13 protein-coding genes and 1 riboswitch are annotated in these 13,961 nt (G+C 63.8%); of the genes, 4 read left to right on the top strand and 9 right to left on the bottom strand.

Annotation, left to right across the window (positions count from 1 at the left end; translation table 11 throughout):
- Window positions 1-168 precede the first annotated feature (168 nt).
- Entirely contained in the window at window positions 169-942 is a 774-nt protein-coding gene (locus ACFX5Q_RS17740; protein WP_404280076.1) for an ABC transporter substrate-binding protein, read from the bottom strand.
- A 96-nt stretch (window positions 943-1,038) separates the two neighbouring features.
- Window positions 1,039-2,133 (bottom strand): 2'-deoxycytidine 5'-triphosphate deaminase, encoded by a 1,095-nt coding sequence (locus ACFX5Q_RS17735; RefSeq protein ID WP_404280074.1) that lies wholly within the window; start codon window positions 2,131-2,133, stop codon window positions 1,039-1,041.
- An 83-nt stretch (window positions 2,134-2,216) separates the two neighbouring features.
- A riboswitch (SAM riboswitch) is annotated at window positions 2,217-2,294 on the top strand.
- A 55-nt stretch (window positions 2,295-2,349) separates the two neighbouring features.
- Here ACFX5Q_RS17735 and ACFX5Q_RS17730 point away from each other — a divergent pair.
- On the top strand, window positions 2,350-3,537 hold the full coding sequence (locus ACFX5Q_RS17730) for an O-succinylhomoserine sulfhydrylase (protein ID WP_192179205.1): 1,188 nt from the start codon (window positions 2,350-2,352) through the stop codon (window positions 3,535-3,537).
- Window positions 3,538-3,577: 40 nt separating this feature from the next.
- Here ACFX5Q_RS17730 and ACFX5Q_RS17725 read toward each other — a convergent pair whose 3' ends face one another.
- The gene (locus ACFX5Q_RS17725) at window positions 3,578-4,726 is read right to left on the bottom strand and encodes a ceramide glucosyltransferase (RefSeq protein ID WP_404280071.1); all 1,149 of its coding nucleotides are present in this window, start codon (window positions 4,724-4,726) and stop codon (window positions 3,578-3,580) included.
- Between the two features lie 230 nt (window positions 4,727-4,956).
- Between ACFX5Q_RS17725 and apaG the strand changes: the two genes are divergently transcribed.
- Entirely contained in the window at window positions 4,957-5,349 is a 393-nt protein-coding gene (gene apaG, locus ACFX5Q_RS17720; RefSeq protein WP_006199938.1) for a Co2+/Mg2+ efflux protein ApaG, read from the top strand.
- A gap of 87 nt (window positions 5,350-5,436) precedes the next feature.
- On the opposite strand, the gene ACFX5Q_RS17715 is transcribed toward apaG, so the two are convergent.
- The 3 genes from ACFX5Q_RS17715 to ACFX5Q_RS17705 form a co-directional block, all read right to left on the bottom strand.
- The gene (locus tag ACFX5Q_RS17715) at window positions 5,437-6,471 is read right to left on the bottom strand and encodes an Hsp33 family molecular chaperone (protein WP_404280068.1); all 1,035 of its coding nucleotides are present in this window, start codon (window positions 6,469-6,471) and stop codon (window positions 5,437-5,439) included.
- Window positions 6,472-6,549: 78 nt separating this feature from the next.
- Complete coding sequence (gene argF, locus ACFX5Q_RS17710) at window positions 6,550-7,461, bottom strand: ornithine carbamoyltransferase (protein ID WP_404280067.1); 912 nt, start codon at window positions 7,459-7,461, stop codon at window positions 6,550-6,552.
- 17 nt (window positions 7,462-7,478) lie between these two features.
- On the bottom strand, window positions 7,479-8,678 hold the full coding sequence (locus ACFX5Q_RS17705) for an aspartate aminotransferase family protein (protein ID WP_404280065.1): 1,200 nt from the start codon (window positions 8,676-8,678) through the stop codon (window positions 7,479-7,481).
- 358 nt (window positions 8,679-9,036) lie between these two features.
- Here ACFX5Q_RS17705 and ACFX5Q_RS17700 point away from each other — a divergent pair, with 358 nt between their 5' ends.
- Window positions 9,037-9,555 (top strand): GcrA family cell cycle regulator, encoded by a 519-nt coding sequence (locus ACFX5Q_RS17700; protein ID WP_192179200.1) that lies wholly within the window; start codon window positions 9,037-9,039, stop codon window positions 9,553-9,555.
- Window positions 9,556-9,622: 67 nt separating this feature from the next.
- On the opposite strand, the gene ACFX5Q_RS17695 is transcribed toward ACFX5Q_RS17700, so the two are convergent.
- From ACFX5Q_RS17695 to ACFX5Q_RS17685, 3 genes are all read right to left on the bottom strand, one after another.
- Window positions 9,623-10,633 carry a magnesium and cobalt transport protein CorA gene (locus ACFX5Q_RS17695; RefSeq protein WP_404280063.1) on the bottom strand — a complete coding sequence of 337 codons (1,011 nt, stop codon included), beginning with the start codon at window positions 10,631-10,633 and terminating at the stop codon, window positions 9,623-9,625.
- A 91-nt stretch (window positions 10,634-10,724) separates the two neighbouring features.
- Complete coding sequence (gene phoU, locus ACFX5Q_RS17690) at window positions 10,725-11,450, bottom strand: phosphate signaling complex protein PhoU (protein WP_006199951.1); 726 nt, start codon at window positions 11,448-11,450, stop codon at window positions 10,725-10,727.
- Between the two features lie 114 nt (window positions 11,451-11,564).
- Window positions 11,565-12,830, bottom strand: a complete 1,266-nt coding sequence (locus tag ACFX5Q_RS17685) for an ATP-binding protein (protein ID WP_404280061.1) — start codon at window positions 12,828-12,830, stop codon at window positions 11,565-11,567.
- A gap of 103 nt (window positions 12,831-12,933) precedes the next feature.
- On the opposite strand from ACFX5Q_RS17685, the gene ppk2 reads away from it, so the two are divergent.
- A complete protein-coding gene (ppk2, locus tag ACFX5Q_RS17680) occupies window positions 12,934-13,839 on the top strand; it encodes a polyphosphate kinase 2 (RefSeq protein ID WP_404280059.1) in 906 nt (301 codons plus the stop codon).
- Window positions 13,840-13,961: the final 122 nt, after the last annotated feature.

Here is a 13,961-nt window from a genome sequence, read left to right as displayed (position 1 = left end):
CCCTCGTGGGGGAGATGGCCGGCAGGCCAGAGGGGGGCGCTGTCCCTCCAGCGTCTCAATCGAGAGCACCTGCCCTTCAGCTGTCGTGGGCGAGGGCGATCCTTCGCGCCCCCCTCTGCCCTGCCGGGCATCTCCCCCACGAGGGGGGAGATTGGCAGTTTCAACCTCTCAATAAATATCGAAGTCGAAATACTTGGCCTGGATCTTCTTGTAGGTGCCGTCGGCGACGATGGCGTCTATGGCCGCGTTGAGCTTGTCGCGCAGTGCGGTGTCGTCGAGGCGCACGGCGATGCCGGCCTGCGTCTCGGTGCCCTTGACGTCGCCGACCATCTTGCAGCAGCCGTCGCTCGCCTTCTTCATCCAGTCGACCAGCACAAACTTGTCAGAGATCACCGCGTCGAGGCGGCCGTTCTGCAGGTCGGTGATCGCCTCTTCCTGGGTCGGGTAGAGCTTGGCTTCGGCGCCGGCCTTGCCGTAGACATCCTGGGCGAAATCGGCCTGGGTGGTCGATGCCTGGGCGCCCACCGTCTTGCCGGCAAGGGCTGCCGGGTCGGTCGAGGTCAGCTCGCTGTCCTTCGGCGCGACCAGCGCAAGCGGCGTCGTATAGTATTTGTTGGTGAAGGCGACCTGCTTCTTGCGTTCCTCGGTGATGCTCATAGAGGCGATGATGGCGTCGAACTTCTTGGCCTGGAGGGCGGGAATGATGCCGTCCCAGTCCTGGGTGACGATTTCGCATTCGACCTTCATCTGCGCGCACAGCGCATCGGCGATGTCGACGTCGAAGCCGACGACCTTGCCGTCCGGAGTGATGGTGTTGAACGGCGGATAGGCGCCCTCGGTGCCGATCTTCAGTTTCTCCGCTGCCTGCACCGGCAACGAACCGGCGCCGAGCGTCAGCAGGGCAGTTGCGGCTGCCGACAGGATCCATCTCGAGATTTGCATGGTCTTCCCCTTTATTTCCGTCACCTCGACGGGCTGAGGCACAGCCAAGCATGGCACGCCCGGTCAGGCAAGCACGGTCTGGCGGTGGCGGAAAGATCAGCGCGCGGCGCGGAAATGCTTGGATAGTTTCAGGCCCTGGGCCTGGTAATTCGAGCCGAGATCGGTGCCGTAGAGCGCCTGCGGCCGTTTCAGCATGTGCTCGTAGACCAGCCGCCCGACGATCTGGCCGTGATCGAGGATGAAGGGCACTTCATGGCTGCGCACTTCGAGCACCGCCCGGCTGCCGGTGCCGCCGGCCGCCGAATGGCCGAAGCCCGGATCGAAGAAGCCGGCATAGTGGACGCGAAATTCGCCGACCAGCGGGTCGAAAGGCGTCATCTCGGCGGCATAGAGAGGCGGCACATGCACCGCCTCGCGCGACACGAGGATGTAGAACTCGTCCGGATCGAGCACAAGTTCGCCGGCGCCGCTCTTGTAGAGCGGCTCCCAGAAATCGACGACGTCCTGCGCGGCACGCTTGTCGACATCGATCAGGCCGGTGTGGTGCTTGCCGCGATAGCCGACCAACCCGTCCTTGTCGCCATCGAGATCGATCGACAGTGCAATGCCGCCGCCGGAAATGTTGGGCGGCTCGGTGGCCACCAGCATCTCGGCATGATGCAGGTCGCGCAATTCGCTTTCCGACAGCAGCGCGTTGCCGGTGCGGAAACGGATCTGCGACAGCCGCGAGCCGGCGCGTACGACGATCGGAAAGGTGCGCGGACTGACCTCGAGATAGAGCGGACCATGATAGCCGGCGGCGATCTTGTCGAACTCGTGGCCGCGATCGGTCATCACTCGGGTGAAGATATCGAGCCGTCCGGTCGAGCTCTTCGGATTGGCGGAAGCAGAAATGTCCGACGGCAGCGCCAGGCTTTCCAGCAGCGGCACGATGTAGACGCAGCCCGTTTCCAGCACCGCGCCCTCAGCGAGGCTGATCTCGTGCAGCTGCAGCCGCGCGAGCTTGTCGGCGACCTGATGATCGGGGCCGGGTAGGAAGGAGGCGCGCACGCGCCAGGCCTTATCGCCGAGCCTGAGATCGAGGCTGGCCGGCTGGATCTGGTCCGCGTCGAGAGCGCGCGGCGACTTCAGCGCGCCTGACTGGAAGAGCGCGGAAATGTCCTGATCGGGAAGAATGCCTGTTCGCCGCAAAGGCTGGCTCCGCTGCAACACCGCTGGTACAAACCTCTTAATCAAGCCGGCAATTGACGCAAGCGCGGTGCGGGTCTAAAGGGTCGTTATCCCGTGGTGATTTGGCCGGTCGGCTTGCAGCCACGTTAAACAAGTCGCTAAAGGACCGTTGGCCGCAAGGCCGTATGGACCGGTTGCGACTTTCGCGGCCGGTTTTTTTGTGTTTGGGACAGAGCAATGACCAAGAAGCGCGACTGGAAACCTCAGACGGCACTCGTGCATGGCGGGACCTTGCGTTCCGGCTTCGGCGAGACCTCCGAGGCGATGTACCTCACCCAGGGCTATGTCTACGAGACGGCACAGGCGGCGGAAGCCCGCTTCAAGGGCGAGGAACCCGGCTTCATTTATTCGCGCTATGCCAATCCGACCGTCGACATGTTCGAAAAGCGCATGTGCGCGCTGGAAGGTGCGGAGGACGCGCGCGCCACCGCCTCCGGCATGGCGGCGGTGACGGCAGCCCTTCTGTGCAGCGCCAGGGCCGGCGACCATATCGTGGCGGCGCGTGCCTTGTTCGGCTCCTGCCGCTGGGTGGTCGAGACGCTGGCGCCGAAATACGGCATCGAGGCGACGCTGGTCGACGGCACCGACATCGCCAACTGGGAAAAGGCGGTCAAGCCGAACACCAAACTTTTCTTCCTCGAAAGCCCGACCAACCCGACGCTGGAAGTGGTCGACATCGCCGCCGTCGCTGCGCTCGCCAATTCGATCGGCGCCAGGCTGATCGTCGACAACGTCTTCGCCACGCCCTTGCAGCAGAAGCCGCTGCAGCTCGGCGCCCACATTGTCGTCTATTCGGCGACCAAGCATATTGACGGCCAGGGCCGCTGCCTCGGCGGCGTCATCCTGTCGGACAAGAAGTGGATCGATGAGAATCTGCACGACTATTTCCGCCACACCGGCCCCAGCCTGTCGCCGTTCAATGCCTGGACGCTGCTCAAGGGCCTGGAGACGCTGCCGCTGCGCGTGCGCCAGCAGACGGAAAGCGCCGGCAAGATCGCCGATTTCCTCGCGGAACGCCCGGAAATCGCCCGTGTGATTTATCCGGGCCGTGCCGACCATCCGCAGGCCGATATCGTCAGGAAGCAGATGACGGGCGGCTCGACGCTGATCTGCCTTGATGTCAAGGGCGGCAAGCAGGCGGCGTTCGCCTTCCAGAACGCTTTGGACATCGTGCTGATCTCCAACAATCTCGGCGACGCCAAGAGCCTGATAACCCATCCGGCGACGACGACGCACAAGAACCTCAGCGACGAGGCGCGCGCCGAACTCGGCATCGGCCCGGGCACGCTGAGGCTTTCGGTCGGGCTTGAGGATGCGGACGATCTGCTCGCCGATGTCGAGCAGGCGCTCAAATCAGCCAAGTAAAGGGTTCAGACTGCGATTTGGACAAACGCCTGAGCGTTGCTCAGGCGCCCTCTTCCAGTTCGGTCATCGCCTTGGTGCGGATGGTCATCGCATTGCCGCGCCAGTCGACGGCGCCGCCGAGCCAGCCGCGCGCCCAGATCGCCGGCAGCATCACGTCGCGCACCATCATCGCCGGGATGGTGCGCGGCGACAGGTACCAGCCCTTGGCCCAGGCCAACGCGCATTCCGGCACATAGGCGAGCGCCAGGACGCAGAGCGCGGTGAGCGGCAGACTGATGCCGGCACCGGCGGCCGCGACCAGCGCCAGCACCAATGGCACGGCCACGCCGGTCAGGATTTCGGGGGCGAAGAACAGCGGAAAGGTGACGCGGCGCAGGCGCGCCCAACGGGCCTGGCGCGACCAGATTTCGCCGAGACGGCGCTCACCCAGCGGCTGCTCGAAAGGCGAAGCGACAAGATTGACGCGCAGCCCCAGCCCGTTGACCAGCTTGGTCGCGGCGGCGTCCTCGGCGATCTCGGCGGCCAGCGCGCGGATGCCGCCATTGGCGTCGAGCACAGGCTTCTTCCACAGCATGCTCTTGCCCTGGGCGAAGCCGAGGCCGAGCGCCTCGCCGGTATACTGCCAGCGCGCCTGCAGCGTGTTGAGGAAGGCGCATTCGACCTCGGCCCAGAAGCCGTCCGGCCGTGAGCCGACCGGCGTCGAGCAGACAAGGCCGGTGTCGGGCCGCCACGCCGCCATCAAGTGCTGGATATAGTCCCTGGGCATCAGCACGTTGGAATCGGCAAGGATGACCCAGTGGTGGCGCGCCGCTTCCCAACCCTTGACGCAATTGTTGAGCTTGGGATTGGCGCTGATGCGGTCGTCACCGACCAGCAGCCGGGCCGGCACCTTCGAAAACCGGACGATCGCCCTGTTTATCAGCTTGACCACCGGATCGTCGGCGTGGGCGACGCAGAAGATCAGCTCGTAGCGCGGCCAGTCGAGCGAGAAGGCGCGCTGAAGCGTTTCTTCGGTGAACGGCTCGACGCCGCGCGAGGGGATGACGATCGACACCGGCGGCGCCTTGCCGGGTGGCCGCGCAAGCGTGCGCGGCCACTTCAGCCTGAAGGCCGCAAGCAGGATGCCGGCGAGATTTGAAAGAATGAGGGCTGTCGAAAGCACGGCGGCGGCGATGACGATCAGTTCCATCGAGATCTGGTCACTCCGGAAAAGCCGGCCGGAAGATGGCCGTTTTGAACAGGTCGACAGAGCGCTTGAGTCGCCCGGCACGGTCCGTGCACACCATCATTGTCATGTGTCACTCAAATGACATTGTTTGGCGGCAGGTGCGCACAAAGACGGAAGAGACAGGCGCCGCGCTCCGTTGACCTAGTCAAAGAGTGCACCGAGACTTCCGCCAGGACTGTTTGGAGTAGCTCATGTACCGCGCCATTACGCGCAACATCGAAGTGCAGGTCAGGCCGTTCTATCTCGAGGATCGCTCGGATCCGTCGGAGAACCGCTATGTCTGGGGCTACCACGTGACCATCGACAACCAGTCGGACGAGTTCGTGCAGCTGATGTCGCGCTATTGGCACATCACCGATGGCACTGGCCGGGTCGAGGAGGTACGCGGCGCCGGCGTCGTCGGCGATCAGCCCGAACTCAACCCCGGCGACAGCTACCAATATACGTCCGGCTGCCCGCTCTCAACGCCGTCCGGCATCATGGTCGGCCATTACACGATGCGCAACAAGCGGGGAGAGACGTTCGACATCGCCATCCCCGCCTTCTCGCTCGATCTGCCGGGCACGCGCAGGACGGTGAATTAAGGGAGCAAGCGGTCTAAAGTTCGCGCCGCCCCTCATCCGCCTGCCCGGCACCTTCTCCCCGTATAGTGACGGGGAGAAGGAGTTACGTCACTGAGCCGCCGCGAATTCCGCCGGGTCGAAGTCGTACTGCGTCGAGCAGAACTCGCAGGCGACATGGATGCCGCCATCCTCGGTGCTGTCCTTGATCTCCTGCGCCGAGAAGCCTTCGAGGATGCCGCGGATCTTCTCGCGCGAGCAGGAGCATTGGTCGGCCACCGGCACGCCGCCGAAGACACGTACGCCATGCTCGTGGAACAGCCGGTAAAGCAGCCGCTCGGCGCCGACCGTCGGATCGATAAGCTCGGTCGGCTCGATGGTGCCGAGCAGGGCCAGCAGCTCCTGCCAGGAATTATCGACCGGGTCATGGACCTCGTCGCGCGGATCGCCGTCGCCGCCGGAAATGTCCGGCACGCGCATGCGCTCCGGCGACTGCGGCAGGAATTGCGCCAACAGACCGCCGGCGCGCCATTGCTCGCGGGGACCACCGATGCCCGGCGTCACCAGCTTGGCAACCGAAAGCCTGAGATCGGTCGGGATCTGCTCCGACTGGCGGAAATAGGTGCGCGCGGCCTCTTCCAGCGTCTCGCCGTCGAGCTGGACGATGCCCTGATAGCGCTGCGTGTGTGCGCCCTGATCGATGGTCAGCGCCAGCACGCCGTTGCCGAGCAGCGTCTGTTGCGAGATTTCGCCGGCAGCCGTCAGCGCCTCGAGCCTATCGGGGTCGAAGCGTGCATAGGCCCGCAACGCGGATGGCGTCGAAAAATCCGCCACCAGCATGTCGACCGGCCCGTCGGTGCGGGTCTGCAGGATGAACTTGCCCTCGAATTTGAGCGAGGTGCCGAACAGCACCGTCAGCACGCAGGCTTCCGCCAGCAGGCGGGCGACCGGCTCGGGATATTCGTGGCGTCCAAGGATGGCGTCGAGCATCGGCCCGAGCTGGACGGTCCGGCCGCGCACGTCGAGCGGGGCGACCTCGAACGGCACGACGTGATCGTCGCCGGCATAGCCGAATTCGCCGAGTTGAGGGTGGTGTTCAGTCACTTGACGGGTTTCCAACATGACAAAGCTCCGGCGGGCGGCCATGCGGCCCGGAGGGGCACATGCACCGAAACGCGCTCAATTTGCGTGATGGCCCGCAGATAGGCATCACACCTCCGGAGATCAAGCGCCCAGGCACCAGGCCAAAACCGCCTTCTGGGCGTGCAGCCGGTTCTCGGCTTCGTCGAACACCACCGAATGCGGCCCGTCGATCACCTCGTCGGTGACCTCCTCGCCGCGATGCGCCGGCAGGCAGTGCATGAACAGCGCGTCGGGCTTCGCCTTGGCCATCAGCGCCGCATTGACCTGATAGGGCAGGAAGACGTTGTGGCCACGGGCACGGTGCTCCTGACCCATCGACACCCAGCAGTCGGTGACGATGCAATCGGCCTGATCGACGGCTTCCTCGGGCGAGCGGGTGAAGGTCAGCTTGCCGCCATTGGCCTTCGACCAGTCGACATGCTTTTCGTCGGGCTCGCTGCCTTCCGGCACCGCGACATTGAGGTTGAAGCGGAAGCGTGCGGAGGCTTCGAGCAGCGAATGCAGCACGTTGTTGCCGTCGCCGGTCCAGGCGATGGTCTTGCCGGCGACCGGACCGCGATGCTCCTCGAAGGTCATGATGTCGGCCATCAGCTGGCAGGGATGGGTGTCGTCGGTCAGCCCATTGATGACTGGAACGGTGGCGTTCTCGGTCAGTTCGAGCAGGCGCTCATGCGATGTGGTGCGGATCATGATGGCGTCGACATAGCGCGACAGAACCTTGGCCGTGTCGGCGATGGTCTCGGAACGGCCGAGCTGCATCTCGGTGCCGGTCAGCATGATGGTTTCGCCGCCGAGCTGGCGCATGCCGACGTCGAAGGATACGCGCGTGCGCGTCGACGGCTTGTCGAAGATCATCGCCAGCACCTTGCCCTCGAGCGGCTTAGTCCGCTCGCCGGCCTTGAGCCTGGCCTTTCGCACCACCGCATCGTCCAGCATGAAGCGCAGATCGCCTTCGGAAACGGCGGACAGGTCGGTGAAGTGGCGAACGCTCATCGGGAATGGTTCCAGGATTACTTCGCGGCGGCCGCGGCGATGGCATCGGCCAGGCCCTTGGCGCCGGCGCGGATGCGGTCGAGCGCCTCGCTGATCTCGGCGTCGGTGACGGTGAGCGGCGGCAAAAGGCGGATGACGTTGTCGCCGGCCGGAACCGCCAGGAAATGCTGGTCGCGCAGCGCCATGTTGACCTTGGTGTTGGGCATCACGCATTTCAGGCCGAGCATCAGCCCGGTTCCCCGGATGCCCTCGATGACATCGGGGAATTCGTCGGCGACGCCGGCCAGCCCCTGTTTCAGCAGCAGCGCCTTGCGTTGCACATCCTCGAGGAAACCGCCTTCCAGCACCACGTCGAGCACGGCGTTGCCGACCGCCATCGCCAGCGGATTGCCACCGAAGGTGGTGCCGTGAACGCCGGCGGTCATGCCGACCGCGGCTTCGTCGGTGGCGAGGCAGGCGCCCATCGGGAACCCGCCGCCGATGCCCTTGGCGATCGCCATGATGTCGGGTGTCACACCCGTCCATTCATGCGCGAACAGCTTTCCGGTACGGCCGATGCCGCATTGGACCTCGTCGAAGATCAACAGCAGGCCGTGCTGGTCGCAAAGCTGCCGCAACCGCTTCAGGGATTGCGTCGGCACCGGGCGGATGCCGCCTTCGCCCTGCACCGGCTCGATCAGGATGGCTGCGGTCTCCGATGTGATCGCCTTTTCCGCCGCGTCAATGTCGTCGAAACCGACCTGGTCGAAACCCTCGACCTTGGGGCCGAAGCCTTCGAGGTATTTGTACTGGCCGCCGGCGGCGATGGTCGCCAGCGTGCGGCCGTGGAAGGCGCCTTCGAAGGTGATGACGCGGAAGCGCTCGGGATGACCCTTGACGAACTGGTAGCGCCGCGCCGTCTTGATGGCGCATTCCAGCGCCTCGGCGCCGGAATTGGTGAAGAACACCTTGTCGGCGAAAGTGGCGTCCGCCAGCCGTTCGCCCAGCCGCCTCTGCTGCGGAATCTCATAGAGATTGGAGACGTGCCACAGCTTGCCCGCCTGCTCGGTGAGCGCGGCGACCAAATGCGGATGGCTGTGGCCTAGCGAATTGACCGCGATGCCGCCGGCAAAATCGAGATATCGCTCGCCCTTGTCGGTGACCAGCCATGTCCCCTCCCCGTGGTCGAAGGCCAAGGGTGCGCGAGCAAAGGTCTCGAAAAGCGCCGAACCGCTCATTCTATGCGTCTCCGGTACCGGAAAATCAAAAAAGCCGCCAAAGCGGCGGCCTTCGCGGCTTATCGTGTTTTTCGGCCATGAAGTCAACGAAAACGTCGCGCATAGGCGCGCGGCACGCCCCCCGACAGGACGCCGGCTCATCAGCGACCGGGCAAGTTGGGGAAAACCGTAAAAACTGATTCGTGTTGCCTTTGGGACTCTTGTCACAGAGTCAGCGCATGAGGTATTTGTAGTCGAGAAATAACTAGATTTCGTGCGGCGGACCCAATCACCCGGTATATGTGGTGTTGTCTGCCCGGCGGGAGCCGGGACGGGAAAGGATTCCGATCGCCGCACTTTGCAGCAGGAGCGCGGTCACATGAACTGGACTGACGAGCGGGTCGAACTTCTCAGGAAACTGTGGTCGGAGGGGCTGAGCGCCAGCCAGATTGCCGCACAGCTCGGAGGCGTCAGCCGCAATGCGGTCATCGGCAAGGTGCACCGCCTGAAGCTGTCGGGCCGCGGACGCGCGACGGCCAGCCCGGCGCGCCAGAAGAAGGCAGTGCAAGGATCATCCGTCCAGAAATCGGTGTCACGCGCAGCAAGCACGCAGCGCCACGTCACTACGTCGATCGGTGCAAACGCGCTGCAAGTGCAGTTCGATGCCGAACCGGTGGCGCGCCACTACATCCGCCCGGTCGAGAACGTCGTCGTGCCGATCTCGCGGCACCTGCAGCTGGTCGAACTGACCGAGCGCACCTGCAAATGGCCGAATGGCGACCCACTTTCGGAAGACTTCAACTTCTGCGGCAACGATGCCGCCGAAACCGGCCCCTACTGCAAGTATCACGCGAGGGTGGCGTTCCAGCCGGCGTCGGAGCGGCGGCGTAGTCGGTGAGTAGTGAGGGAATAGGCGGCGAGCGCCGCTGCCACCAATCACTACTGACTACTCGCTACTCACTCCTTCACAGCCAGCCATTCTTGCGAAACCGCCAGTACAGGAACGAGCAGATCAGCGCGATCGTCACCAGCACGACCGGATAGCCGTATACCATCTTAAGTTCCGGCATATCGTCGAAATTCATGCCATAGATGCCGGCGAGCGCCGTCGGAACCGCCAGGATGGCAGCCCATGAGGCGAGCTTCTTGGTGTTCGCCGTTTCCTGGCTCTGGCCGACCAGAAGGCTGGCCTCGAAGGCAAAGGCGAGCACCTCGCGCAGGCTGTCGATCTTCTCCTGGACGGTGCGGATATGATCGGTGACGTCGCGAAACAGCGGGTGCATTGCGGCATGGATCTGCGGCAGCTCGGCGCTGGTCAGCCGGCGGCAAACCTCCACCAGCGGAAGAGCTGCATTGCGCAGGCGCAACAGATCACGGCGCAGCATATAGAGCCGTTCGATGTCGGGGCCGGTCATCGGCTGCAGCAGCACCTTGTCCTCGATCGCCTCGACCTCGTCCTCGATCTGCTCGAGCACCGGCATGTAATTGTCGACGATGAAATCGAGAATGGCATAGAGGACGAAATCCTCGCCCTTGGCCAATGAATGCGGGCAGCTTTCCCAGTGCTGGCGAACGGCGGCATAGGAGGTCGAAGGGCCGTGCCTGACGCTGACGATGTAGCCGGCGCCGACGAACAGATGCGTCTCGCCGAAGGTGACGCGGCCGTCGATCAGCTGCGCGGTGCGGGCGACGATGAACAGGGCGTCGCCATATTGCTCGATCTTTGGCCGCTGGTGCGGATGTTCGGCATCCTCGATGGCCAGTTCATGCAAATGGAATTGCGCCTGGACGCGCAGCAAAAGGTTGCGGTCCGGTTCCAGGAGCCCGATCCAGACGACGTGGCCGGGCTTGGCCGCCCATTCGCCGGCCTCCTCGATCGGAATGTCGGCGATGCGCCGGCCGGCCGTATAGACGCTGGACGCGATAATGCCGGATGTCGGCGGCGGGGCCGGAGTCAGGTTCCGAACGTTTTCCATCGCTACCTCCTCAAGGCATGGCCTCGGGTCAGGACCAGGTACGTTCGGGGAAGCTTAGCCTAAATTAGCCAAGGGTTCGAGGGGACGTCGTTCACTTAGCCGGAACGGTACCGGGAAGGACGATCTTGTCGGTCTTGTCGCCCTTCGGGCGCTCGGCCGGCATCTGGTCGCCGGTGACGATGTAATAGATCGTCTCGGCGATGTTGGTGGCGTGGTCGCCGATGCGCTCGATGTTCTTGGCGCAGAACAGGAGATGCGTGCAGGGCGTGATGTTGCGCGGATCTTCCATCATGTAGGTCAGGAGCTCGCGAAAAAGCGAGGTGTACATGGCGTCGATCTGGTCGTCGCGGTCGCGCACGAAGCCGATCTTCTCGACCGAGCGCGAGGCATAGACGTCGAGCACTTCCTTGAGCTGCGTCAGCGCCAAATTGGCCAAGGCCTCAAGACCGCGAAACAGGCTGGTCGGCTGGCGCCCGTCGGTGACGGCCGCCACCCGCTTGGCGACGTTCTTGCCGAGGTCGCCGACGCGCTCGATGTCGGCCGAGATACGGATCGCGCCGACGATCTCGCGCAGGTCCGTCGCCATCGGCTGGCGCTTGGCGATGATGACGATCGCCTTGTCGTCGATCTCGCGCTGGCCCTCATCGAGGACGATATCGTCGTGGATGACCTTCTGGGCGAGACCGGGATCGGCATTGACCAGGGCGGTGATCGCCTGCTCGACCATGCGCTCGGCATGGCCACCCATCGCAGCGATCCGCTTCGACAGGTATTTCAGCTCTTCGTCATAGGCACTGACGATGTGAACGGACTGCATGGGACGAAATGCCTTCCCCGGATCTTCTGGCCCGAGTCGTTTCCTCGAATCCTGTGCTGATACGCCAGCCGGATGACAGAAAGAAGAAACGGCCAGTTGGTAAATAGTACAGCCCTAGCGCGCCGGCAAATGGACCGAGAACGTCGCGCCCTTGCCGACTTCCGACTTGATCGACAGCCTGGCGTTGTGGCGTGTCAGGATGTGTTTGACGATCGACAGTCCCAGGCCCGTGCCTTTCTGAGTGCGGCTGTTCTCGACATCGACGCGGTAGAAGCGCTCGGTGATGCGCGGGATATGCTCTTCGGGAATACCGGGGCCATAGTCCCTGATGGTGACGTCGATGCCGGCTTCAGGCTCAGCTTCGGTGCGGGCGATCGACACCGTGACGCGCCCGCCCGACTGGCCGTATTTGCAGGCGTTTTCCAACAGGTTCTCGAAGACCTGAAAGAGTTCGTCGCGGTCTCCCGGCACCTCGAGCGCTCCCTCGACGAAATCGCGTTCGATGACGACGCCGGTTTCCCGGGCCAGCGGTCCAAGCGAGTCGATGACACTGTCTATGGTCTGGCGCAGATCGACCTCGGTTCCCGGCATCAGATAAGGCTTCATCTCCAGCCGCGACAATGACAGGAGGTCGTCGATCAGACGTGCCATGCGGCCGGTCTGGTTCTGCATGATCTGCAAGAACTGGTCGCGCGCCGCCGGATCGCCACGGGCCGGTCCTCTCAACGTTTCGATGAAGCCGGATATCGAGGCAAGCGGGGTGCGCAGCTCGTGGCTGGCATTGGCGATGAAGTCTGCGCGCATCCTGTCGATCCGGCGCGCCTCGCTCTGGTCCTTGAACACCAACACGTAGAGATCGGTGGCATGGCCGACGGAGGATGCGCTGACCCGGTAGGCCCGTTCGACCGGCAGCTTTTCGATGTAGTCGACCACATCCGAAGCGACCGTTCCGGACAGCACGCTGTCCAGCAAGGCCTGCATTTCGGGTGCGCGGAATTTCAGCGACAGCGACATGCCGGGCGCGATGCCGCCGAAGGCAGCGAAAGCGGCGGCATTGGCATGGACGATGGTGGCGGTGCGATCGAATATGATAAGCGGATCGGCAACCGCCGCGGCGAGATATTCGCCGGAAAGTCTCTGCAGCCCGCTCGCCTCGATCGCCGCCGCATCCTCGGCGGACTGGCGCGAGGCACCGGACGGCAGCAGCGCCGCCGCAAGCAGTAGCGCCAAGGCGGCCAGGACGACATAGGCGGACATGCCGGCAAAGCCATAGACGGCAAGGACCGCGACGATGCCGGCGGCCAGCAGCCAGCGGCTCTCCCACAGCCGTGCCGCGACAGCTTGCGCCCTGGTTTGCCGCTCTGCGCCGATGTCAGCCATTCGCGCGTCCCGTGCCCTTGCTCCGGTCGGTTGGAAAACTTCCGCTGGACCGGATTTGAGGCTCCCCATAGCATGAGTCCGCAAGCTGAAAAGGTTCGTCTCGATGAAAAAACCGAAGGAAAGTCCCGCTCCGGCACCAGCACAGGGCCCGCTGAAGATCAGGATCGGAGGCAAGGAGCGGGAGTTCGACATCGAGGACCCCGTGCTCCCGGACTGGATCGAGGACAACAAGCTGACCGCCGGCGGCTATCCCTACGACAAGAAAATGAAGGGCGCCGAATATGACGAGATGCTCGAGCGGCTGCAGATCGAGCTGGTCAAGGCGCAGGCCTGGCTGCAGGCCTCCGGCAAGCGGGTGATGGCGCTGTTCGAGGGACGCGATGCCGCCGGCAAGGGCGGCACGATCTTCGTGCTGCGCCAGTACATGAACCCGCGCACGGCGCGCAACGTAGCCCTGACCAAGCCGACGCCGACCGAGGTTGGACAGTGGTACTACCAGCGCTATGTCGACCACTTCCCGACGGCGGGAGAGTTCGTCACCTTCGACCGCTCCTGGTACAACCGCGCCGGTGTCGAGCCGATCATGGGCTTCTGCACCCCCGAGCAGCACGAGAAATTCCTCGACGAGACGCCGCATTTCGAGCGGATGATCTGCAATGAGGGCATCCATTTCTTCAAATTCTGGCTCGACATCGGCCGGGAAACCCAGCTCGAACGGTTCCACGACCGCCGCTACAGTCCCCTGAAGAACTGGAAGTTCTCGCCGATCGATATCGCCGGCATCAGCAAATGGGACGACTACACCAAGGCGCGCGACCTCATGGTCGAACGCACGCACAAGGCGTTCGCGCCCTGGATCATCGTGCGGGCCAACGACAAGCGGCGGGCGCGGCTGGCCATCATCCGCCGCATTCTTTTGTCGCTGCCCTATGACGGTCGCGATCTCGATGTTGTCGGCAAGGAAGACAAGAAGATCATCGGCGAAGGGCCATCATTCCTGGAAAAATGACTGACCTGGAAAAATAGCGGGTCTGGAAAACGCACCTAGAGCGGTTCAGCTTTTGACGGAATCGCCGACCCGCTCTAAGTAGTTGTTTTTACGCAATTCCGGACGGAAAACCGCTACGCACT

This window comes from Mesorhizobium sp. IMUNJ 23033 (assembly GCF_044778005.1).
GTDB classification, from domain to species: Bacteria; Pseudomonadota; Alphaproteobacteria; order Rhizobiales; family Rhizobiaceae; genus Mesorhizobium; species Mesorhizobium amorphae_A.
This window is presented reverse-complemented; position numbering and strand designations above follow the sequence as displayed.